The 22,755-nt window shown below is 32.3% G+C and carries 23 protein-coding genes; 19 read left to right on the forward strand and 4 right to left on the reverse strand.

The features are described 5' to 3' along the window. The first annotated feature begins 10 nt into the window (after nt 1-10). The 17 genes from ACP15M_RS05600 to ACP15M_RS05680 all read left to right on the forward strand — a co-directional run bounded on the left by ACP15M_RS05600 (nt 11) and on the right by ACP15M_RS05680 (nt 14,011). Nucleotides 11-940, forward strand: coding sequence for a bifunctional riboflavin kinase/FAD synthetase (locus tag ACP15M_RS05600; protein ID WP_425076202.1), 930 nt, complete (start codon nt 11-13; stop codon nt 938-940). Then, entirely contained in the window at nt 933-2,255 is a 1,323-nt protein-coding gene (locus tag ACP15M_RS05605; protein ID WP_425076203.1) for an HTTM domain-containing protein, read from the forward strand. The genes ACP15M_RS05600 and ACP15M_RS05605 overlap by 8 nt, the downstream gene beginning before the upstream one ends. Nucleotides 2,256-2,289: 34 nt before the next feature. After that, entirely contained in the window at nt 2,290-3,558 is a 1,269-nt protein-coding gene (serS, locus tag ACP15M_RS05610) for a serine--tRNA ligase (protein ID WP_425076204.1), read from the forward strand. 393 nt (nt 3,559-3,951) lie between these two features. Then, a complete protein-coding gene (locus ACP15M_RS05615) occupies nt 3,952-5,730 on the forward strand; it encodes a tetratricopeptide repeat protein (RefSeq protein ID WP_425076205.1) in 1,779 nt (592 codons plus the stop codon). 8 nt (nt 5,731-5,738) lie between these two features. Beyond that, entirely contained in the window at nt 5,739-6,251 is a 513-nt protein-coding gene (locus ACP15M_RS05620; protein ID WP_425076206.1) for a GNAT family N-acetyltransferase, read from the forward strand. A 9-nt stretch (nt 6,252-6,260) separates the two neighbouring features. After that, nucleotides 6,261-6,584, forward strand: coding sequence for a DUF4286 family protein (locus ACP15M_RS05625; protein WP_425076207.1), 324 nt, complete (start codon nt 6,261-6,263; stop codon nt 6,582-6,584). A 201-nt stretch (nt 6,585-6,785) separates the two neighbouring features. Continuing rightward, the gene (rsmA, locus tag ACP15M_RS05630; protein WP_425076208.1) at nt 6,786-7,586 is read left to right on the forward strand and encodes a 16S rRNA (adenine(1518)-N(6)/adenine(1519)-N(6))-dimethyltransferase RsmA; all 801 of its coding nucleotides are present in this window, start codon (nt 6,786-6,788) and stop codon (nt 7,584-7,586) included. 63 nt (nt 7,587-7,649) lie between these two features. Next, nucleotides 7,650-9,020, forward strand: coding sequence for a magnesium transporter (gene mgtE / locus ACP15M_RS05635; protein ID WP_425076209.1), 1,371 nt, complete (start codon nt 7,650-7,652; stop codon nt 9,018-9,020). A 154-nt stretch (nt 9,021-9,174) separates the two neighbouring features. Further along, complete coding sequence (locus ACP15M_RS05640; protein WP_425076210.1) at nt 9,175-9,723, forward strand: HNH endonuclease; 549 nt, start codon at nt 9,175-9,177, stop codon at nt 9,721-9,723. Next, nucleotides 9,724-10,089 (forward strand): cupin domain-containing protein, encoded by a 366-nt coding sequence (locus ACP15M_RS05645; protein ID WP_425076211.1) that lies wholly within the window; start codon nt 9,724-9,726, stop codon nt 10,087-10,089. 86 nt (nt 10,090-10,175) lie between these two features. Next, a complete protein-coding gene (locus ACP15M_RS05650; RefSeq protein ID WP_425076878.1) occupies nt 10,176-11,141 on the forward strand; it encodes a 2-hydroxyacid dehydrogenase in 966 nt (321 codons plus the stop codon). 9 nt (nt 11,142-11,150) lie between these two features. After that, nucleotides 11,151-11,561, forward strand: coding sequence for a response regulator transcription factor (locus ACP15M_RS05655; RefSeq protein ID WP_425076212.1), 411 nt, complete (start codon nt 11,151-11,153; stop codon nt 11,559-11,561). Nucleotides 11,562-11,669: 108 nt separating this feature from the next. After that, nucleotides 11,670-12,041, forward strand: a complete 372-nt coding sequence (locus tag ACP15M_RS05660) for a VOC family protein (RefSeq protein ID WP_425076213.1) — start codon at nt 11,670-11,672, stop codon at nt 12,039-12,041. Nucleotides 12,042-12,067: 26 nt separating this feature from the next. Further along, nucleotides 12,068-12,529, forward strand: coding sequence for a DUF4199 domain-containing protein (locus tag ACP15M_RS05665; protein ID WP_425076214.1), 462 nt, complete (start codon nt 12,068-12,070; stop codon nt 12,527-12,529). 11 nt (nt 12,530-12,540) lie between these two features. Beyond that, nucleotides 12,541-12,996 carry a DUF1801 domain-containing protein gene (locus ACP15M_RS05670; RefSeq protein WP_425076215.1) on the forward strand — a complete coding sequence of 152 codons (456 nt, stop codon included), beginning with the start codon at nt 12,541-12,543 and terminating at the stop codon, nt 12,994-12,996. 114 nt (nt 12,997-13,110) lie between these two features. After that, complete coding sequence (locus ACP15M_RS05675; RefSeq protein WP_425076216.1) at nt 13,111-13,497, forward strand: VOC family protein; 387 nt, start codon at nt 13,111-13,113, stop codon at nt 13,495-13,497. Between the two features lie 79 nt (nt 13,498-13,576). Continuing rightward, the gene (locus ACP15M_RS05680) at nt 13,577-14,011 is read left to right on the forward strand and encodes an NINE protein (protein ID WP_425076217.1); all 435 of its coding nucleotides are present in this window, start codon (nt 13,577-13,579) and stop codon (nt 14,009-14,011) included. A gap of 47 nt (nt 14,012-14,058) precedes the next feature. Here the strand turns inward: ACP15M_RS05680 and ACP15M_RS05685 are convergent, their stop codons facing one another. From ACP15M_RS05685 to ACP15M_RS05695, 3 genes are read right to left on the reverse strand one after another with little or no spacing between them, the layout of a single operon-like run. Next, nucleotides 14,059-15,897, reverse strand: a complete 1,839-nt coding sequence (locus ACP15M_RS05685; RefSeq protein ID WP_425076218.1) for a GNAT family N-acyltransferase — start codon at nt 15,895-15,897, stop codon at nt 14,059-14,061. A 21-nt stretch (nt 15,898-15,918) separates the two neighbouring features. Beyond that, complete coding sequence (locus ACP15M_RS05690; RefSeq protein ID WP_425076219.1) at nt 15,919-17,169, reverse strand: aspartate kinase; 1,251 nt, start codon at nt 17,167-17,169, stop codon at nt 15,919-15,921. A gap of 1 nt (nt 17,170) precedes the next feature. Continuing rightward, nucleotides 17,171-17,650 (reverse strand): N-acetyltransferase family protein, encoded by a 480-nt coding sequence (locus tag ACP15M_RS05695; protein ID WP_425076220.1) that lies wholly within the window; start codon nt 17,648-17,650, stop codon nt 17,171-17,173. Nucleotides 17,651-17,770: 120 nt separating this feature from the next. Between ACP15M_RS05695 and fbp the strand changes: the two genes are divergently transcribed. Continuing rightward, nucleotides 17,771-18,775 carry a class 1 fructose-bisphosphatase gene (gene fbp, locus ACP15M_RS05700; protein WP_425076221.1) on the forward strand — a complete coding sequence of 335 codons (1,005 nt, stop codon included), beginning with the start codon at nt 17,771-17,773 and terminating at the stop codon, nt 18,773-18,775. A 46-nt stretch (nt 18,776-18,821) separates the two neighbouring features. On the opposite strand, the gene ACP15M_RS05705 is transcribed toward fbp, so the two are convergent. Further along, nucleotides 18,822-19,253 carry a TerB family tellurite resistance protein gene (locus tag ACP15M_RS05705; RefSeq protein ID WP_425076222.1) on the reverse strand — a complete coding sequence of 144 codons (432 nt, stop codon included), beginning with the start codon at nt 19,251-19,253 and terminating at the stop codon, nt 18,822-18,824. Nucleotides 19,254-19,350: 97 nt separating this feature from the next. On the opposite strand from ACP15M_RS05705, the gene mfd reads away from it, so the two are divergent. Beyond that, nucleotides 19,351-22,743 (forward strand): transcription-repair coupling factor, encoded by a 3,393-nt coding sequence (mfd, locus tag ACP15M_RS05710; protein WP_425076223.1) that lies wholly within the window; start codon nt 19,351-19,353, stop codon nt 22,741-22,743. The last annotated feature ends 12 nt before the right edge of the window (nt 22,744-22,755 follow it).

Genomic DNA, 22,755 nt, shown 5'->3' on the forward strand with positions numbered 1-22,755 from the left:
AAATTCAGTCTTGAAACTTTATAATTCTCAAAACACATATTCTAAAAACCCATCAGTAATTACTATTGGAACTTTTGATGGTGTACATATAGGTCATCAAAAAATTATTGAACGTTTGGTTAATGTTGGCCAAAACAAAAACCTAGAATCAGTTGTTTTAACCTTTTTTCCTCATCCTAGAACGGTGCTTCAAAAAGATGCAAATATTAAGCTTTTAAACACCATTGATGAACGCAAAGAATTACTCTCTAAATTAAATTTAGAAGCACTTCTAGTTAAAACATTTAATCTTGAATTTGCTAATCTTTCAGCAAGAGATTATGTCAAAACTATTTTAGTTGACGAACTAAATGCCAAGCACATTATTATTGGTTATGATCATCATTTTGGTAAAAACAGGAGTGCCAATATTGAAGATTTAAAGGTCTTTGGAAAAGAATTTGGGTTTGAAGTTGAAGAAATTTCTGCTCAAGACATTAAAGATGTCGCTGTGAGTTCAACAAAAATTAGAAATGCAATCTCTATAGGAGACATCGCAACGGCTAATTCATATTTAGGTGCTCCATTTTTCTTAACCGGAATTGTTGTAAAAGGAAAAGGTTTAGGCAAACAAATTCAATTTCCAACAGCTAATATCCATGTTAAAGAAGATTATAAACTCATTCCTAAAAATGGCGTTTATGTTGTTAGTGCTAATATTGATAATGTAAAAATTTATGGCATGATGAATATTGGTACAAATCCAACGGTTAATGGAACAAAACAATCTATTGAGGTTCATTTTTTTGACATTAACAAAGATCTTTATGGTAAAAAACTCAAAGTAAAAATTTTAAATCGACTAAGAGACGAACACAAATTTGAATCTATTACATTACTTCAAGAGCAACTTAAAATAGATCAAAAAGAAGCGTTAAAGTTCATTAATACCAATGCATAAGTTTTTATTTAAACATATAGACAATAGCGCACTAATTGTATTTAGAATGCTATTTGGAGCCTTAATTGCTTTAGAAAGTTTTGGTGCTATTCTTACTGGTTGGATTACCCGAACTCTTGTTGAACCTCAATTTACGTTTAGCTTTATTGGTTTTGAATGGTTGCAACCTTTACCTAGTCCTTGGATGTATATTTATTATGCAGTTATGGGAATCTTTGGGATTTTTGTAATGTTAGGTTATAAATATCGATTGAGCATCATAAGTTTCACCATACTTTGGGCTGGCGTGTATTTTATGCAAAAATCATCTTACAACAATCATTATTATTTTTTAATGATTTTAAGTGCTGTAATGATTGTGATGCCTGCTCACAAATATGCTTCTGTTGACGTAAAACTCAATCCGAAAATCAAACGCAACTCCATGCCTAATTGGTGTAGGTTATATTTTTTCTTTCAACTTTTCATTTTATACAGCTTTGCATCAATTGCTAAAATGTATCCAGATTGGATAGATCTTACAGTACCTAAAATTTTAATGCAAAGTAAGCAACACTATATTTTGGTTGGAGAACTCCTTCAATATAAAGTGGTACATTATTTTGTAGCTTATGGTGGTATATTATTTGACGGACTTATTATTCCGATGTTACTATGGAAACCAACTCGCAAAATTGCCTTTTTCGCTTCCATATTTTTCCATCTCTTTAATTCAATCATTTTTCAAGTTGGAATTTTTCCGTATTTATCATTATCGTTTTCGTTATTCTTTTTTGAACCTAAACGTATTCAGAATATATTTTTAAAGAAAAAAACACTTTATGAAGCAAATGAAGTCATCGTTCCAAATTATGCTTCAGTTATTAAAACTGTTTTTATCACATTTTTTATTATTCAAATTGCACTTCCGTTAAGACACCATTGTATTGAAGACGATGTGTTATGGACAGAAGAAGGACACCGAATGTCTTGGCGAATGATGCTTCGTACAAAAAATAGTTATACGTCATTTACTGTTGTTGATAAAGCAACCAAACGTGCTACAAAAATTAATTTAAGCGAGTACCTTTCTAAAAAACAACGAAAATCTGTAGGTTCAAAACCTGATGTTATTTGGCAATTTGCGCAGCACTTGAAAAAAGACTACGCAAGCAAAGGAAAAGACATTGAAGTTTACGTTAACGCTTTTGTAAGTGTAAATGGAAAACCAAGACAACAACTTATCGATCCAAAAGTAGACTTAGCAAATGTAAAATGGCATCCTTTTAAACATCAAGAGTGGATTTTACCTTCAAAACAAGACGAGAATAACTGACAATTCATTAAATTTGCAGCTTAAATTTTTACGCATGTTACAAGTTGCTTTTATTAGAGAACATAAAGAAGATGTTATACAAAGATTGGCGAAACGAAATATTGATGCCTCTCAAATGATAGAACAAGTTCTTCAATTAGATGAAGACAGAAGAGCCTTACAAACTCAATTAGACACCACACTAGCCGAATCTAATAGTATTTCAAAAGAAATTGGAAACTTGTTTAAATCTGGAAAAGCTTCTGAAGCTAATGCGCTAAAAGAAAAAACCACACAACTTAAAGAAGATTCTAAAACCTTAGGTGAACAACTAAGTGCTAAAACTGAAGCATTACAAACTTTATTATATAAAATACCTAACGTTCCTAATGCAATTGTTCCTGCTGGAAATACCGATGAAGATAATGAAGAAGTATTTAGAGAAGGTGATATTCCTGTGTTACATAGCGAAGCTTTACCTCACTGGGAATTAGCAAAAAAATACGATATCATCGATTTTGAACTTGGTAACAAAATTACTGGAGCAGGTTTTCCTGTGTATAAAGGAAAAGGCGCAAGATTACAACGTGCTTTAATTACCTATTTTTTAGATAAAAACACCGAAGCTGGTTACACCGAATTTCAATTACCTCATTTAGTTAATGAAGCCTCAGGATTTGGTACTGGTCAATTACCAGATAAAGAAGGTCAGATGTATCACGTAACCGAAGACAACTTATACCTTATTCCTACTGCTGAAGTTCCAGCAACTAATTTATTTAGAGACGATTTATTAGCAGAAAGCGATCTACCAAAAGCCATTACTGGTTACACACCTTGTTTTCGTCGTGAAGCTGGAAGTTATGGCGCACATGTTAGAGGTTTAAACCGTTTACATCAATTTGATAAGGTTGAAATTTTACGTGTTGAGCATCCAAATCGTTCGTATGATGCGTTAACCGAAATGGTTGAACATGTAAAAACCATACTTCAAGAACTTAAATTACCATACAGAATATTACGTTTATGTGGAGGCGATTTAGGCTTTACATCAGCTTTAACTTATGATTTTGAAGTGTTTTCAACTGCTCAAGATCGATGGTTAGAAATTTCTTCTGTATCTAATTTTGAAACCTATCAAGCCAATAGATTAAAACTCCGATTCAAAAATAGTGATGGTAAAAAAGAACTTTGCCATACGCTTAACGGAAGCTCATTAGCTTTACCACGAGTTTTAGCTGGTATTTTAGAGAATTATCAAACCGAAGATGGCATTCAAATTCCTGAGGTTTTAATTCCTTATACTGGATTTGATAAAATCTAATTTGTAAGATTTTTCATATATTAAATCGTTTAAATGCTAAAAAAAGACGTTGTTCAACGAATATTTGACAAATTCTTTTGATTTTTCAAGAATAATATTGAAGTTGGTACTCCAAATCACCAATAACCTACTTATTATGAAAAATATCAAACGTCTTGTTCTTTTAGTGACCTTGATTGTTATGGCAAGTAAAGTATTTCTGTAATGTTTTATTACTTCAATTAGATAATCCCAAAAAAATAGCCACAGCAGAGTAATTGAATCATTTTATAATATGATTAATAGCACATTTATTTTGGTTGGTAATGCCTAAACGTACGTTTAGGCATTTTTTTATAAAAACATTCACAATATGTAAGCACAGCTTAAGTTATATTTACATAAATTAGTGGCATGAAGCAATTCTTACTCATCATCTTTATTTGTACATCTGTGTTAGGTTTTTCACAAAACGAACAACTAGCAGACGGCTATTTCAAACGTGGAGAATTTGAAAAAGCTCTAATTTCTTACCAAAAATTATACGAAAAACATAAAGGCAATTATAAATACCTATACAAGCTTATTGAAACACACCAGCAGTTAGAACAGTATGATAACGTGCAAATCCTTTTATTAGAACGTCTTTCTAAAAGTAATAACCCAACTCTTTTAGTCGAATTAGGTTACAATTATCAATTAAAAGGCAATACAGAAATGTCTGAAACTTACTTTACTGATGCCATTATTGCTATTGACGAAAACCCAGCTTTTGCATATAGTGTCGCAAAACGTTTTCAAGACCATAGTATTTTAGATAAGGCTATTATTGTTTACAAAAAAGCAATGGTTCTTAATCCTAAACAAAACTACAACGTTCAATTGGCACGCATTTATGGTGAACTTGGAAATATTGAAGACATGTTTTCAAATTATATCGATTATATAGCATTAAAGCCAACATATTTAAACAACGGAAAACGTGCATTTAGTGATTTTGTTTCTGAAAATAGCGATAATGAAAATAACGTCTCACTAAGAAAACTACTACTTAAAAAAATACAAGCACAACCAGACGAAATGTGGTACGATATGTTAAGCTGGCTCTATATTCAAGAAAAAGCTTACAATAAAGCTTTTGTTCAAGAAAAAGCGCTGTACCGAAGAAATCCTGAAAGTTTAAGTCGTATTACAGATTTAGCTCTTACTGCTATTAATGAAAAAGAATACGATATAGCCATCTCTATTTTTAATTACATTTTAGAAAATTCTCAAGATATTGAAACCAGACTTACTGCACATCAGTACCTTTTAGATATTGAAATCACAAATGCTAGCAAAAAGGAACTCAAAGACATTCAAGAAAAATACCTAGAACTTTTTAATCAGTATGGTACTTATGAGCAAACCATTTCGCTTCAAATTGCATATGGCAATTTTCTAGCATTTAACCTCCATAAGCCAGAAGAAGCGAGTCTGTTTTTAAAGGAAAGTCTCAAATTAGAATTGTCTTTATTTCAAGAAGCTACAGTAAAACTAAAATTAGGTGATATTTTAGTGTTTCAAGAAAAATTCAATGAAGCTTTAATCTACTATTCTCAAATTCAAGCGAATTTAAAAAACAGTACCATTTCTCAGCAAGCCAGGTTTAAAGTTGCAAAAACAAGTTATTATAAAGGTGATTTTGAATGGGCAGAATCGCAACTTAAAATTTTAAAGTCTTCTACTTCTCAACTCATTGCAAACGATGCGTTAGATTTAAAACTCTTGATTTCAGATAACATTCAAGAAGACTCACTTCATACTGCATTACGCTTATACTCTAAAGCTGATTTACTTGGGTTTCAGAATAAAAACGAAGAAGCTATTTCATTTTTAGATAAAATCCTTAAGGAACATAAAGGCGAAACAATTGAAGACCAAGCCTTATTTATGCAAGCAAAACTGTTTGAAAAAACAAAACAATACAATAAAGCTAAGACTAATTACGAATATATTATAGCCAATTATAGAGATGAAATTCTTGCTGATGATGCGCATTTTTATTTAGGTCAATTATACGAAACACAACTAGGTGAGCCAGAAAAGGCAAAACCTTTGTATGAAAATATTATATTTAATCACGAAGACAGCATATACTTTATTGAAGCTCGAAAGCGTTTTAGAATGCTTCGTGGTGATGCTATTAATTAATTTATTAAATGATTGTTGCAGAAACTGACAGGCTTATTCTCTCAAAAATCACTACAGACGATGCTGCTTTTATTTTAGAGTTAATGAATACACCTGATTGGATTAAATACATTGGCGACCGAAACATTAAAACAGTCGAAGAAGCCGCAAACTACATTCAAAACAATCAGCTTAAATGCTATAAAGAACATGGTTTTGGCTACTATAAAGTTCAAGTAAAAGCTGAAAAACTAAAGTCAATAGGCACTTTCGGACTATTAAAAAGAGACACCTTAGAATATATTGACATTGGGTTTTCTATGCTTCCCGAATACCACAGAAAAGGTTATGGTTTTGAAGCTGCTTCAGAAATAGTACATCTTGCTAAAAACTCCTTCAATATAAAAATGCTTTGCGCAATTACGCTTCCAGAAAACAAACCTTCTATTCGTCTTTTGGAAAAATTAGGCTTATCTTACCAAAAAACAGTAAAACCCTTTGAAGACGACAAAGAACTTCTGTTCTTTGTAAAAAAATTATAATTATCATATATGTATATCTATAATGTGACTGTCAATATTGATGACAGCATCCATGACGAATGGTTACTTTGGATCAAAGAACATATTCCTCAAGTACTTTCAACTGGAAAATTTGAAAAAGCCACCTTAACTAAAGTTTTGGTTGAAGAAGATATGGGAGGACAAACCTATTCTATTCAATATCGATCTTACTCAAGAGAAGCATTAGACGCTTATTACAAAGAAGATGCTGAAAAATTAAGAACTGAAGGCATGAAAAAATTTGCAGATAAAATGTTAGCGTTTAGAACTGAGCTTCAAATTGTAGATGAGTATTCAGTAAAATTTAAGTAAAAAATCTATGGATATAAATGGGTTTTTGTTTAAGAATAAACGCCTTTTATGTGGTATTAGCTTATGTGCATTCATCATAGGCATCTTAATAAGTTATATAAATTATGGAACTGAACCTTGGGAAACCATTGGAGGTTTTATTTGTGGTTTTAGTTTTGGACTATTCATCCTATTTATATCAATAAAAAAAATCAAATAGTTGTGGCAAATAATTTTGATAAGAATCAAGTAAAAGCAAAAAAACATCTAGGACAACACTTTTTAACCGACGAGTCTATTGCAGAAAAAATTGCAAACACATTAAGTTTAAAAGGTTACAAGCACGTGCTTGAAATTGGACCTGGAATGGGAGTTCTTACCAAATATTTGCTTAAAAAAAATATCAAAACACATGTTATAGAAATTGATACCGAATCTGTAGAATATCTCAAAGCTAATTATCTCAATTTAGCAGATCGAGTGTATGAGCACGATTTTTTACGTTACGACTTAACTCAAGTTTTCAATGACGAACCTTTTGCTGTCATTGGAAATTTTCCATACAATATTTCAACACAAATCGTATTTAAAACTTTAGAAATGCGTGAACAAATCCCTGAGTTTTCAGGTATGTTTCAAAAAGAAGTTGCCCAACGTATCTGTTCTAAAGAAGGCAGTAAAGTGTATGGCATTCTTTCAGTATTAACTCAAGCTTTTTATGATGCAGACTATTTATTTACTGTTCCGCCAACTGTGTTTAATCCGCCTCCAAAAGTAGATTCTGGAGTTTTACTACTCAAACGAAAAAAAGATTTTAGCTTAAGTTGTGATGAACACCTGTTTTTTAAAGTCGTAAAAACAGCCTTTCAACAACGCAGAAAAACACTTCGTAACAGTTTAAAAACATTTAATCTTTCAGATAATTTAAAAGCAAATGTTATATTTGGCAAACGTCCAGAACAACTAAGTGTTGATTCATTTATTGAACTCACGCTTTTAATTCAAAACGACGAGAAACACTAAGAATTGTCATTTCAACAAAGTGAAACGACGAGACATCTTTTAGATTCAGTCAAGCAGCAATACATGATAGAAGAAAAAGACAACATACAATTTGAACTTACCGATGAACTCATTGAGCAAGTAGAACTTCTTGTTGCTAAACACGATGACAAAGCATTAAAAAAACTTTTAAATGAGTTTCACTATGCTGATGTTGCCGAAATTTTAGATGAATTAAACCTTGAAGATTCAGTTTATGTTATCAAGTTATTAGATTCTGAAACCACTTCAGACATTTTAACTGAACTTGATGAAGATACCAGAGAAAAAGTATTAGAAAACCTTTCAGCAAAAGAAATTGCAGAAGAAGTTGAAGAATTAGACACTGATGACGCTGCAGATATTATTGCCGAACTTCCTGAAGAACGTCAAGCAGAAGTAATTTCTAGAATTGAAGACGAAGAACATCGCGAAGAAATTACCGAACTTTTAACTTACGATGATGATACTGCTGGTAGTTTAATGGCAAAAGAGCTAGTAAAAGTTTATGAAACATGGACTGTAGCTGGATGCTTACGTCGTATTCGCGGACAAGCAAAAGAAGTCACTAGAGTGCATTCAATCTATGTAGTAAACAAGCAAGAAAAACTTATTGGTCGCTTATCACTTAAAGATTTAATTGTTGCTAAAAGCGAGCAAAAAATTGCAGAGATTTCAAAAGACAGTGTAGACTACGTGAATGTTAATGACGATGTTGAAGACGTCGCCAAAGTCATGGCAAAATACGATTTAGAAGCCATTCCTGTTGTTGATGATAACCAAACGCTTTTAGGTAGAATTACCATCGATGATATTGTAGATGTTTTAAAAGAAGAAGCCGAAAAAGACTACCAAATGGCTGCTGGTATCACTGGTGATGTAGAAGCAGATGATAGTATTATTGAACTTACCAGAGCGCGATTACCTTGGTTATTTTTAGGACTTGTTGGAGGTGTTGGCGCCTTTTTGATTATGGAAGGCTTTCAAGGTATTTTTGAAAGATATGCCTTACTGTTCTTTTTTACACCTCTAATTGCCGCAATGGCAGGAAACGTTGGTGTACAATCTAGTGCAATTATTGTTCAAGGTCTTGCCAATGACGATGTTAAAGGAAGTATCAATAGTCGTCTTATAAAAGAAATGCTATTAGCAGCGCTAAACGGAACCATATTGGCTGTGTTTTTATTTCTATTTGTTTGGGCAACCAAAGGCGATTTCACAACAGCACTAGCCATTTCAATTTCATTAATCGTTGTCATCATCGTAGCAGGTTTAATTGGTACGTTTGTCCCACTATTTCTCAACAAAAGAGGTATTGATCCAGCAATTGCCACAGGACCATTTATCACCACGAGCAATGATATTTTTGGAATCTTAATTTACTTCTGGATTGCAAAACTAATTTTAGGCATCTAATATTTTAGACAATCTCAACGTGTGCCTGCATTGCGTATAGTCTAATTACTCAACCACTTATACAAAACTTTGTAACTTTGCCGTATCTCTATATAACTAACATATCAATCATTACGAAACCCTAATCGTAATGTATTGATACAAAAAACAAATTATGATACGTAGCTATTGGAATGAAAAATGGAAAGACATAATATTTGACGAAGGCATTGCCGAAAACGAAAAATTTAAAATCTCAAATTATGGTCGAATATTAAACTGTAAAGGAGAAAAAGAATTTGAGGTCAAGGTATCATTTATAAACGGATACCAAAACCTTCCTTTAAAACAAAAACTAAACGGAAAATCTACGAGTAGATATGTTCATAAACTCGTTGCACAACATTTTTTGGAGCAAAACGACGGCATTTATGTCATTCATCTTAATTATGATAAAACCGATAATCGGGTTGAAAACTTAAAATGGGCAACAAAGCGAGAAAAAGAAGTTCACCAATTCAGTAATCCTGAATACAAAAACAGACCTCGAAAAAGAACTTACTCAAAATTAACCGAAACTAAGGTTAAACTTATAAAGCGAAAAATAAACGACCCAAACCGAAGAACACGACTAAAAATGATTGCTAAACAGTTTGGAATCTCAGAAATGCAACTTTATAGAATTAAAACTGGAGAAAACTGGGGTTATGTAACCGAATATTAAATGAAACCTATAAACATAAAAAACAAACATGCTTTATTCTCAAAACAATGGCATCCACATCGCATTGCAATTGTTGATAATATGCAAGTCCTTCTTGCAAAAATCAAAGGCGAATTTGTATGGCATAGTCACGATGATGAAGATGAGTTATTTCAGGTTATAAAAGGAACGCTTTATATGCAATTTCGCAACCGAACCGAAGTGGTTAATGAAGGCGAAATTATTGTGGTACCAAAAGGTGTAGAGCATAACCCATCAACAAAAGACGATGAAGAAGTTCATTTGTTATTGTTCGAAAAACTAAGCACAGCACATACAGGAAAAGTTAAAGCAGAATTAACTCAAACCGAATATCCTGAAATTTGATTTAACTGTCATGTCGAGCGCAGTCGAAACATCTCATAATGAGATTTCTCAATCGTCACTCTGTTCCTCATGTCGAAATGACAACTATGAAAATACTCCATCTAGATAAAAATCACGATTTACTCATTGAGCAACTCGACGCTTTAGGCTTTACAAACGACGAAGATTATTCGTCATCAAAAGAAGCCATTGAACAAGTTATTCACCAATATGATGGTTTCATTATTCGTAGTCGATTTAAAATCGATAAACCATTTTTAGATGCTGCCACGCAACTTAAATTTATTGGTCGTGTTGGTGCTGGACTCGAAAACATCGATTGTGATTATGCTCAATCTAAAGGTATTCATTTAATTGCTGCACCAGAAGGCAATCGCAATGCTGTTGGCGAACACAGTTTAGCCATGTTACTATCGTTATTCAACAAACTAAATAAAGCAGACCAAGAAGTTAGAGCCGGAAAATGGTTACGAGAGGACAATCGTGGTGTCGAGCTCGATGGTAAAACTGTAGGTTTAATTGGTTACGGAAACATGGGAAAAGCTTTTGCTAAAAAGCTTAGAGGTTTTGATGTAGAGGTCTTATGTTATGATATTAAATCCAATGTTGGAGATCAAAATGCTAAGCAAGTTACTCTAGAAGAACTTCAAGAAAGAGCAAACATTTTAAGTTTGCATACTCCTGAAACACCACGAACAATTAACATGGTTAATTCTAACTTTATTAATGCTTTTAAAAAATCGTTTTGGCTTATCAATACAGCTAGAGGAAAAAGTGTTGTCACAAAAGATTTAGTTTTGGCTTTGCAATCAGGTAAAATTTTAGGTGCTGGATTAGATGTGCTTGAATATGAGAAATCATCATTTGAGAATTTATTTAAACCAACTGTCTCCTCGAGCGCAGTCGATAGGTCTCATCTACCTAAAGCTTTTGACTACTTAATACAAGCCAACAATGTTCTCTTAACACCTCATGTCGCTGGATGGACTATTGAAAGTAAAGAAAAATTAGCACAAACTATAGTAGATAAAATTAAATTAGAATTTTGCTAAATTTAGTACATGAAAAAAACCATTCTCGTTTTTGCATTACTTATACTAGCACTTCTACTTCTATTTCAGTTTAGTAAATATGCTGTTATTTCGGGAGATTTAAACTCTGAGGTTGTAATTGCTATCATCGCAATAGTTTTCTTTTTTATTGGTATATACCTCAATAAAAAAAGTCTTCAAAAAAGGAGTTCTGTTTTAAATGAAATCGACCATAAAAAAATAAAAGACCTTGATATTAGTAAACGTGAATATGATGTCTTGATAGGCATTTCCGAAGGACTTTCTAACAAAGAAATTGGTGAGAAACTTTTTGTTTCAGAAAGCACTATAAAAACTCACGTTTCTAATCTTCTATCTAAGCTTAATGCTAAGCGTCGCACACAAGCTCTTCAAATAGCAAAAGACATTAATATTATATAAAAACCCTATTTTTAAACTAAAGTATGAGTGGTTTGGTACTTTAGTATGAGTACATTTTTAAAGGCTTCTCATAGTTTTGTATTGTTATTAATTTAAAAACTTATGACTATGACTTTAGGTGCATTTTCGGTGAGTTTGAATGTAAAAGACATTCATGCTTCCAAGACGTTTTACGAAACTTTAGGATTTTCGGTGTTTGCTGGAAATATTGAACAAAATTATTTAATCATGAAAAATGGCGATTCAATAATTGGATTGTTTCAAGGCATGTTTGAGCAAAATATTTTAACCTTTAATCCTGGTTGGAATCAAAATGCTGATACACTTGACACATTTGATGATGTCAGAGCAATTCAGAAGCATTTAAAATCAAACAAAATTAAACTAGAGCGTGAAACTGATGCAAACACTTCTGGTCCTGCTAGTGTTGTGCTTTATGATCCTGATGGTAATACCATTTTAATTGATCAACACATCTAACATTCATTCATTAAAACTATTACATCATGAAACAAACAGTACTTAAATATGGTCTCTACGGACTCCTAACAGGTTTTATAATTTTCACAATTCACCTCATAATTGGAATTGACAACTTTGACTATTCAACCAATGAGATACTTGGTTATGTATCTATTTTCTTATCTCTATCATTCATATTTTTTGGGATAAAGCATTATAGAGACCGAGTAAACAATGGTATAATTTCATTAGGCAAAGCGATTATCATTGGTATATTAATTTCAGTTTTGGTCGGAATAGGCATTGCTATAGCAGATTTTATATATACAAAATTTATTAATCCTTCTTTTTTTAGTGATTATGAAAAAGCATTAACCGAACAAGGCAAAGCAGATGAAATTTTTGAAATGACGAGTTCTATTGCTGCCTTATTTATGTTTACACTAGTCACTATTATAGGATTTATTATATCTTTAATTTCAGGATTAATCTTACAACGTAAATAAAACTAAATATCATGACATACGAAGCTACATCTCCAGAAGATTATATTAGTCAAACACCTGAAGAACGTCACAATGCTCTAAAAAAATTGCGACAAGTCATTAAAGACAACCTTCCAAAAGATTTTGAAGAAGGGATGATTTATAAAATGATAGGCTATTATGTTCCGCATTCAGTATATCCAGATGGTTATCATTGTGATCCCAAAACACCACTACCTTTTATGAGTTTTGCGTCGCAAAAAAACTCTATTAACTTATACCATAGTGGTATTTATGCTAAAAAAGAATTACACGATTGGTTTGTTAACGAGTATCCTAAACATTGTAGCCGTAAACTCGATATGGGAAAAAGTTGTATTCGTTTTAAGAAAACAGAAGATATTCCCTTTGATTTAATTGCCGAACTTACTAGAAAAATGACTTGTGATGAATGGATAGACATCTATGAATCAGCATTAAAAAAATAATTGTCATTTAAGCCTTTCGACGTCGCTCAAGACGAGCTCTGTCGAGATATCTTTAACATATAAACAACATAAAGAATTTCAATTAATGAGATTCTGAAATAAATTCAGAGTAAAATGAAACATAGAGTCACAGGAATAGGTGGACTGTTTTTTAAAAGTACAGATCCTAAAGCATCAAAAGAATGGTATAAAAAACATTTAGGTTTTAATACAGACGACTATGGTTGTACCTTTTGGTGGAAAGACAAAGACGGTAACGATTGCTCCACACAATGGAGTCCGTTTTCAAAAGACACTTCATATTATGAACCTTCTAAAAAAGAGTTTATGTTTAATTATCGTGTTGAAAATTTACAGGAACTTATGAAGGTTTTAAAAGACGAAGGTGTTACCATTGTTGATGATATTCAAGAATTTGAATATGGAAAATTTGGTTGGATTCTCGATAATGATGGCAATAAAATTGAATTATGGGAACCTGTAGACAAAGCCTTTATGTAACAAATGATTGAGGTAATAGACTAATATTTTGAACAAATTTATTAATTTTATAACCTAACCATTTAAAAACCATAAAACTATGTCTGATGATAACAAAAATTTAAGCGACGACCTTAACGATATGTTAGGAGACGCTAAAGAAGGTGCAAAAAAAGCGGCTGATAAAGTAAGCGACAAAGCAAGTGAGTTTGCAGATGAGGCAAAAGAAACAGCTTCAGAGTTTGCTGATAGTGCTAAAGAAGCATTTAATAGTGCGTCTGGAGATAATAAAAAAATATTAGCTGGCATATTAGGTATTATTTTAGGCTGGGCTGGAGTTCACAAATTTGTTTTAGGATATAATAAAGAGGGAGCTATTATGCTCATTGCCTCTATTGTCCTTTACTTTCTTACTTGTGGAATTGGCACAATGGTTGTTAGTATTATTGGATTAATTGAAGGTATTATTTACTTGACAAAATCTGACGAAGAGTTTTACAACACCTACCAAGTTGGTAAAAAACCTTGGTTCTAAACAAAACATATATACGGAAAAAGCCAGAATTTATGTTCTGGCTTTTTTTATTTTTCAGTATTAGATCCGTTAGAAAATTTACGTTCCAACTCAGCTTGAAATTCTTCCATTACTGGTTTCACTGTACTTTCGGGCAAATCGGCAATTTTAATATACATTAAGCCATCAACCGAATTATTAAACAAAGGATCTACGTTAAAAGCAACCAACTTTGCATTCTGTTTAATATACTTTTTTAATAACACAGGAAGTCGCAATGCACCTGGTTCGACCTCATCAATAATTTTATCAAACTTATTTAAATCGGCTTCAGTTTCATCAAACACAAAGTCTTTATCAGCATCTTTTAGTTTTACTTTAAATTCCTTTTTAGGATGTACATATTGTGCAACATAAGGATCATAATAATGTGATTTCATAAACTCTATCATCAACGATTTTGAAAAGTTTGAAAACTGATTACTAATACTCACGCCACCAATAAGGTATTTATGTTCAGGATAACGCAATGTGGTATGCACAATACCTTTCCAAAGTAAAAATAAAGGCATTGGTTTTTGCTGATATTCTTTAATAATGAATGCTCGTCCCATTTCTATAGATTGGCTCATCATTTTATACAGCTCTGGCTCAAAACGAAATAAATCCTGAAGATAAAAACCATCTATACCATATTTTGCAAAAATTTGAGAACCTAATCCCATTCTGTAAGCTCCAGCTAATCGATTGGCATCAGTATCCCATAAAAACATATGGTGATAATAGGTGTCAAAATTATCTAAATCTATCGCTTCATTTGTGCCTTCACCAATAGCTCTAAAAGTAATTTCTCGCAATCGACCTATCTCTCTTAAAATATTTGGAATGCGCTCTGGATTGCTTAAATAAACTTCGTAATTTTTACTTTGTAATAACCTACAATCACTCTCTCGAAGCGCATCAACTTCAGAAATCATCACCTCTTGACTAACAGAACCAACAATACGTTTTGGAGATTTTGGTGGTGTTTTTAAGGTGTTTGAAAGATTGTCTAATATTTTAGGTTTGTCCTCAAAAGCATTAGACAAAATATAGGTTTTACGTCTTAAAAATTCTGAAAAACTAGCAAGTGTGTCGTGCTCTTTTTGATCGTTTACAGAAATTGGACGACCAATTCTCACCTTGATAATTCGATGTTTTTGTGTTAGTAATTCTGAAGGCAACTTTGCTGTTCTAAAGGTGTCACTAATTTTTGAAAGCTTATAAAACAACTTACTATTCTTTGCATGAAAGTAGATAGGGACCACAGGAACTTCAGCTTTTTGAATCAGTTTCATCGCAGCTTCTTCCCAAGGTTTATCTACAACCAATTTACCGTCTCTATAGGTAGAAACCTCACCTGCTGGAAAAATTCCTAAAGGATGGCCTTCTCTTAAATGTAAGATTGAATTTTTAAAACCAGCAATACTCGACTTCACATCCTTTCTATCTTCAAAAGGATTAACTGGCATGATGTAAGGCTTTAAGGGTTCAATTCTATGCAATAAAAAGTTTGCAATAATCTTAAAACCTTTACGCTGTTCAATCATTAATTTTAACAGCAAAATACCATCAATTCCTCCTAAGGGATGATTAGACACTGTAATATATGCACCATCTTTGGGTAAACGTTTTAAATCTTCTTCTGGAATTTCAAATTTAATTTGAAAGTCGTCTAAAATCCCATCTAAAAAGGCAACATCACTTAAGTGTTTATTGCGTTTATAAATTTTATTAAGTGTCGATATTTTAAGGACTTTCATCAGCATCCATCCAACAAAAGTGCCTATAAAACCATACTTGTCAACATTAATGGCTTTGGCAACTTCTTTAGCAGTAACTAATCCTATTTCAGGTGGTTTACTCATGACTGTAAATGTACTAAATTGTTATTTAGTTACGATTTGTATGGTTTCTTGTGTTAATTGTTTTAATAACAAGGCTTTATCTTTTTCTACAGATTTTATAGCTTGCTCATTATAGTGTCTTACAGTATAAAGACTCACATTTTCGTGACATGTTACTTTAAATTTTGCTTTTAGATGCTGAAGCAATTGCTCAAGGTTATTATAACTGTTTTCAAAACACACCGAAAAACTAATTGCAGAATTCTGTATCACATCAACTTTCATTTTATAATAATGTAATAACCTAAAAATCTCACTTATATTTTCTTCGACGATATAACTAAAATCTAATGAAGAAAGTGAAACCAAAACCTGATTTTTCTTAACAATGTAACATGGTATATTAGGTTCTATTCCAATTCCTTTTCCAACTTTTGTGCCTTTATCGTTCGGATTTAAAAACGATTTTACAACTAAAGGAATTTCCTTTTGCTGCAAAGGCTGTAAGGTTTTTGGATGTATTACAGAAGCACCATAAAACGCTAATTCTATCGCTTCGCGATAAGAAATATTATGCAACAACTGAGCATTTTCAAAATAACGTGGATCTGCATTTAAAACACCTGGCACATCTTTCCAAATAGTTATACTTTGCGCATTTAAACAATAGGCAAAAATAGCAGCAGAATAATCACTGCCTTCTCTACCTAAAGTTGTTGTAAAGTTGTTTGCGTCACTACCAATAAACCCTTGAGTTACATATAGCGTTTTAGTATCAATATTATCTTTAATTGCTTTCTGAGTTTGTTTCCAATTTACATTAGCTCGTCTGTAATAACTATCTGTTTTAATACAATATCTAACATCCATCCATTTATTTTGAATACCTATAGCATTTAAATATTCACTGATTATCGTCGTAGAAATAATTTCACCAAAACCAATAGTTTGATCATATACAAAATTGTAATCGGGAGATTTATTACGACTTAAAAACAAATCTAATTCTTCAAATATAGACGCTATTTTTTTAAATATTGAATGTTGTGTATTTTCAAAAAGATCTAATAAAATGTCATTGTGGTATTGTTTCACATCCTGAATAGAGTTTTGTAACTCCAGCTTATTTTTAAAGTAGTTATTGATAACTAACTCTAGTGCATTTGTTGTTTTTCCCATTGCTGAAACAACAACTAATGTGTTTTCAAAACCAACTTGTTTTAATACTGAAGCCAGATTTTTTACACCTTCAGCATCTTTTACAGAAGCACCTCCAAATTTGAATACTTGCATTTTAAAGTTTAGATAAATAATTTTTAATTCCGTCTTCGTTTAACTGAACAACATTCCATTCTCTCATAACATTTGCACCTTTTTTCTCATAAAAGCTAATTGCTGGTTCATTCCAATCTAACACTTCCCAACTTACACGTTTTACATCTAAGGTTTTAGCATGTGTAACAACAGCATCTAAAAGTGCTGTTCCTAAACCATGACCACGTTTTGCTTGACTCACAATCAAATCTTCGAGATGTAAAACAAGTCCGCTCCATGTTGAAAATCGAGTATACACTAAAGCTATCCCTTCAACTCTACCGTTAATTTCAGCAACAAAACAATGAAACTTAGGATGATTTCCAAATCCGAAAGTATTTAAATCTTCCGAAGTTATTGTCACTGCATCAGGTTCTTTTTCAAAAATAGCTAGTTCAGTAATTAATTCAAGAATTCTTGGTGTATCGTTTTTAACAGCATCTCTTATGCTAAAATTCATAATCACTAATTTATGGTAAAGATAGTTTAAAAGTTAAGTTTAATGAAACATTAAAACAGTGCGAAAACGTTGTAATTTGTTAAAAAATACGATATTTGTAAAAACCATTATTTCGAATAAATGTCTCAAAAAAATCAAACATTAGGTGAATTTATCATCGAAAACCAATCTGCATTTAAATACACTTCTGGAGAACTTTCGCGACTAATAAATTCAATTCGTTTGGCTGCAAAAGTCGTTAATCATGAAGTTAATAAAGCTGGATTAGTTGATATTATTGGAGCAGCAGGCGACACTAATATTCAAGGTGAAGATCAACAAAAATTAGATGTTTATGCTAATAATAAGTTTATTCAAACCATGACCAAACGAAATATTGTTTGTGGAATAGCCAGTGAAGAAGAAGATGACTTTATTTCGATTAATAGCCAAGATGAAAATCATCAAAATAAATATATTGTTCTTATTGATCCTTTAGATGGTTCTTCAAACATAGATGTAAATGTTTCTGTTGGTACTATTTTTTCTATTTACAGACGTGTAACTCCTGTTGGAACACCTGTAACTATTGAAGATTTTCTTCAAAAAGGAAATCAACAGGTTGCAGCTGGTTATATCATTTATGGGACTTCAACTATGATTGTTTACACCACAGGAGATGGTGTTAATGGTTTTACGTTGAATCCTGCTATAGGTACATTTTATCTATCGCATCCTAATATGGAATTCCCAGAAGATGGAAAAATATATTCTGTAAACGAAGGCAATTACATTCACTTTCCGCAAGGCATTAAAAATTACATCAAATACTGCCAAGAAGAAGAAGGTGACAGACCTTACACAAGTCGATACATTGGATCATTAGTATCCGATTTTCATAGGAATATGATTAAAGGAGGTATTTACATGTATCCTAAAAGCTCTAAAAACTCTAATGGTAAGCTACGTTTACTTTACGAATGTAATCCTATGGCGTTTTTAGCAGAACAAGCTAATGGTAAGGCTAGTGATGGTTTTACAAGAATTATGGATATTGAACCTACAGAGCTTCATCAACGTGTACCATTTATTTGTGGTAGTAAAAACATGGTTAAAAAAGCCGAAGAATTTATGCAAAAGGCATAAAAAAAGCAGTCTAAAATAGACTGCTTTTTTTTATTTATAGAATTAATTACTGATTCATATGTTTCATTTTTTCAATGAAATCGTCTAAATCAACATCATAATGTACTAAACTTAATGCCTTATCTGTAATGTATTTTACATTATCTTGATTAAACCCTAAACCAATACATAACTTCTCTAATAATCGCACTTGGCTTTCTCCTTCAATATGATCTGCCCAAACCATTCGTGCTAAATCGTAAAGACGTTCTAAACGCTTATCGTAAGATAAAGGAGGATTAATTGGATGACTTTGATAATCCTTAAGTATTTGTTCATAATCGGTTTCTGTTATATCTAATCGTATTGCTAAACGATCTAAAAACGCTTTTTCTGCTTCATTGATAATTCCATCACTCATAGCAACTCTTACTATAGCTGCAAAATGATCTTGATTACGTTTTTTAAATCCGCTTTCGAATAATTCTGAAAATGACATATAATTTGATTTTTAGTGGCACAAAGATAGTTTTATTAATACATTTTAACAATATGACAAAGCACAAATATTTTATATTTGCACAAAATAAAATGCTTTGAGTAAATCTATTCTCTCGCAAACATATGCACAGGCTTTGCAACTGCAAAATCTGCAAACTGCTATTGCCAAATCTAAACTAAAACTACACTTAAAAGGTCTTGTTGGCTCTTCATTTTCGTTAATTATTAGTGAAGCCTTTAAAACGGCTGAGCGTCCTTTTTTACTCATATTTAACGATAAAGAAGAAGCTGCTTTTTACCTTAATGACCTTGAAGTTTTAATTAACGACAAAGATGTGCTTTTTTATCCAGGAAGCTATCGTAGACCTTATCAAATTGAAGAAACCGACAACGCTAATGTGCTTTTAAGAGCTGAAGTTTTAAATCGAATTAACTCCAGAAAGAAGCCAGCTATTATAGTTACCTATCCTGATGCACTTTTCGAAAAAGTAGTCACGCGTCGTGAACTCGAAAAGAATACTTTAAAAGTTTCTGTTGGTGATGATTTATCAATTGATTTTGTAAACGAGGTTTTATTTGAATATCAATTTAAACGTGTCGATTTTGTAACCGAACCTGGAGAATTTTCTGTTCGTGGTGGCATTGTTGATGTGTTTTCATTTTCGCATGACGAACCTTATCGCATTGAATTTTTTGGTGATGAAGTAGACAGTATTAGAACCTTTGATGTAGAAACGCAACTCTCTACGGAACACATTAAAAAAATTGGAATCATTCCTAATGTCGCTAATAAGTTTTTAGAAGAAAGCAGACAAAGTTTTCTAAAATATATTGCTCAAAAAACGGTCGTGTTTTCTAAAAACACTGATATACTATTTTCAAGAATTGATGAATTTTTCACAAAAGCAGAAGAGACCTTTAAGACTTTATCTTCAGAAATAAAACATTCTAAACCTGAAGAACTCTTTTGTAATTCCGAATTACTGAAACGACAATTACTCGATTTCAACTTAATTGAGTTTGGAACAAATGCTTATTTTTCTGTCACATCGAGCACAGTCGAGAGTTCTCAGGATGAGATTCTGAAACAAGTTCAGAATGACAACATCATTACATGTAACACAAGTCCTCAACCATCTTTCAACAAACAATTCAATTTGTTAATTGAAGACCTAAATAACAATCACAACAAAGGCTACACAAATTATATCGCTTGCGCTAGCGAACAACAAGCCAAACGGTTTCACGATATTTTTGAAGATGTAGAAGAAGACGTTCATTATAAAACCGTTGTATTGTCTTTGTATCAAGGCTTTATAGATCACGACCAAAAAATCACTTGCTATACAGATCACCAAATATTTGAGCGTTACCATAAATTTCATCTTAAAAATGGTTATGCTAAAAAGCAAGCCATTACTTTAAAAGAACTGACCAATTTAGATGTTGGTGATTATGTCACTCATATCGATCATGGTATTGGAAAGTTTGGTGGACTACAAAAAATTGACGTCGAAGGTAAAAAGCAGGAAGCTATTAAACTCGTTTATGGCGAACGTGATGTTTTGTATTTAAGCATTCATTCGCTTCATAAAATCACTAAGTTTAATGGTAAGGATGGTAAGCCTCCAAAAGTTTATAAACTTGGAAGTAAAGCCTGGAAGACGTTAAAGCAAAAAACAAAATCTCGTGTAAAAGAGATTGCGTTTAACCTTATCAAAGTCTATGCGAAGCGTAAACTTGAAAAAGGCTTTCAATATAAACCTGATAGTTACCTTCAGCATGAGTTAGAAGCGTCTTTTATTTATGAAGACACACCAGATCAAATCACCTCAACTGCAGATATTAAAGCAGACATGGAAAGCGAACGTCCAATGGATCGTCTCGTTTGTGGTGATGTTGGTTTTGGAAAAACAGAAGTTGCTATTCGTGCAGCATTTAAAGCTGTTGATAACGGAAAACAAGTTGCCGTATTAGTCCCAACAACAATTTTAGCGTATCAACATCATAAAACCTTTAGTGATCGACTTAAAGATTTTCCTGTTACTGTAGATTATCTCAACCGCTTTAGAACTGCTAAAGAAAAACGAATTACTTTAGAAAAACTCGAAAAAGGTCATGTTGATATTATCATTGGAACACACCAATTGGTCAATAAAAATGTAGCGTTTAAAGATTTAGGCTTGCTTATTGTTGATGAAGAGCAAAAGTTTGGTGTCGCTGTAAAGGAAAAACTTAAAACTTTAAAAGACAATGTAGATGTCTTGACGCTCACAGCAACGCCTATTCCAAGAACGCTTCAGTTTAGTTTAATGGCTGCTCGTGATCTATCGGTTATTACAACAGCTCCTCCAAATCGATATCCTATAGAAAGTCATGTCATTCGTTTTAACGAAGAAACCATAAGAGATGCTGTGACTTATGAAATTCAACGTGGTGGACAAATATTTTTTATTCATAACCGAATTGAAAACATTAAAGAAGTTGCTGGCATGATTCAACGACTGGTTCCTGACGCAAAAATTGCGATTGGTCACGGACAAATGGAAGGTAAAAAACTAGAGCAACTCATGTTGGCCTTTATGAATGGTGAATTTGATGTATTGGTGAGTACAACTATTGTTGAAAGCGGATTAGACGTACCAAATGCAAATACCATTTTTATCAATAATGCGAACAATTTTGGATTGAGTGACTTGCATCAAATGCGTGGTCGCGTTGGTAGAAGTAACAAAAAAGCATTCTGCTATTTTATCACACCTGAATATTCGGCAATGACTAACGATGCACGAAAACGTATTACAGCATTAGAGCAATTTACAGAACTTGGCAGTGGTTTTAATATTGCCATGAAAGATTTAGAAATTCGTGGAGCTGGTGATTTGCTTGGTGGTGAACAAAGTGGTTTTATTAATGATATTGGTTTTGATACCTATCAGAAAATTTTAAATGAAGCCATTGAAGAACTGAAAGAAAATGAATTTAAAGACTTATATCAAGACGACGGAAAAGAAAAAGACTACGTTAAAGACATCACTATCGATACAGATTTTGAGCTTTTATTTCCAGATGATTATGTCAATAATATTACTGAACGATTAAATCTTTACACAAAACTAAACGGCTTAAAAACTGAAGCAGAATTACAGTTATTTGAAACTGAAATTATTGATCGTTTTGGAGAATTACCAATACCTGTAACAGATTTGTTTGATAGTGTACGTATCAAATGGATTGCTACAAAAATTGGACTAGAGAAAGTGATTATGAAACAAGGAAAGCTTATTGGTTACTTTATAAATGATCAACAAAGCGCATTTTACCAGAGTAACGGATTTACTAAAGTGCTTCGCTTTGTTCAATCACATCCTAAAGCATGCAAAATGAAAGAAAAGCAAACTCGAAATGGCTTGCGTTTGCTACTAACTTTTGAGAACATCAAATCGGTTAGACAAGCATTATCTGTTTTAAAACCTATTTTGGAATAAAAATTGAAACAC

It is taken from the genome of Psychroserpens sp. S379A, assembly GCF_049800755.1.
In the GTDB taxonomy this organism is placed as follows: Bacteria; Bacteroidota; Bacteroidia; order Flavobacteriales; family Flavobacteriaceae; genus Psychroserpens.

Excerpts from the sequence above, each read along its gene's own strand:
- ACP15M_RS05685 (WP_425076218.1), bottom strand. The coding sequence starts at position 15,897 with ATGAGTAAACCACCTGAAATAGGATTAGTTACTGCTAAAGAAGTTGCC.
- ACP15M_RS05680 (WP_425076217.1), top strand. The coding sequence starts at position 13,577 with ATGTCTGATGATAACAAAAATTTAAGCGACGACCTTAACGATATGTTA.
- ACP15M_RS05670 (WP_425076215.1), top strand. The coding sequence starts at position 12,541 with ATGACATACGAAGCTACATCTCCAGAAGATTATATTAGTCAAACACCT.
- ACP15M_RS05675 (WP_425076216.1), top strand. The coding sequence starts at position 13,111 with ATGAAACATAGAGTCACAGGAATAGGTGGACTGTTTTTTAAAAGTACA.
- ACP15M_RS05695 (WP_425076220.1), bottom strand. The coding sequence starts at position 17,650 with ATGAATTTTAGCATAAGAGATGCTGTTAAAAACGATACACCAAGAATT.
- ACP15M_RS05705 (WP_425076222.1), bottom strand. The coding sequence starts at position 19,253 with ATGTCATTTTCAGAATTATTCGAAAGCGGATTTAAAAAACGTAATCAA.
- ACP15M_RS05640 (WP_425076210.1), top strand. The coding sequence starts at position 9,175 with ATGATACGTAGCTATTGGAATGAAAAATGGAAAGACATAATATTTGAC.
- ACP15M_RS05625 (WP_425076207.1), top strand. The coding sequence starts at position 6,261 with ATGTATATCTATAATGTGACTGTCAATATTGATGACAGCATCCATGAC.
- ACP15M_RS05665 (WP_425076214.1), top strand. The coding sequence starts at position 12,068 with ATGAAACAAACAGTACTTAAATATGGTCTCTACGGACTCCTAACAGGT.
- ACP15M_RS05655 (WP_425076212.1), top strand. The coding sequence starts at position 11,151 with ATGAAAAAAACCATTCTCGTTTTTGCATTACTTATACTAGCACTTCTA.
- ACP15M_RS05660 (WP_425076213.1), top strand. The coding sequence starts at position 11,670 with ATGACTTTAGGTGCATTTTCGGTGAGTTTGAATGTAAAAGACATTCAT.
- ACP15M_RS05605 (WP_425076203.1), top strand. The coding sequence starts at position 933 with ATGCATAAGTTTTTATTTAAACATATAGACAATAGCGCACTAATTGTA.
- ACP15M_RS05650 (WP_425076878.1), top strand. The coding sequence starts at position 10,176 with ATGAAAATACTCCATCTAGATAAAAATCACGATTTACTCATTGAGCAA.
- ACP15M_RS05620 (WP_425076206.1), top strand. The coding sequence starts at position 5,739 with ATGATTGTTGCAGAAACTGACAGGCTTATTCTCTCAAAAATCACTACA.
- ACP15M_RS05615 (WP_425076205.1), top strand. The coding sequence starts at position 3,952 with ATGAAGCAATTCTTACTCATCATCTTTATTTGTACATCTGTGTTAGGT.
- mgtE (WP_425076209.1), top strand. The coding sequence starts at position 7,650 with ATGATAGAAGAAAAAGACAACATACAATTTGAACTTACCGATGAACTC.
- ACP15M_RS05645 (WP_425076211.1), top strand. The coding sequence starts at position 9,724 with ATGAAACCTATAAACATAAAAAACAAACATGCTTTATTCTCAAAACAA.
- serS (WP_425076204.1), top strand. The coding sequence starts at position 2,290 with ATGTTACAAGTTGCTTTTATTAGAGAACATAAAGAAGATGTTATACAA.
- ACP15M_RS05690 (WP_425076219.1), bottom strand. The coding sequence starts at position 17,169 with ATGCAAGTATTCAAATTTGGAGGTGCTTCTGTAAAAGATGCTGAAGGT.
- fbp (WP_425076221.1), top strand. The coding sequence starts at position 17,771 with ATGTCTCAAAAAAATCAAACATTAGGTGAATTTATCATCGAAAACCAA.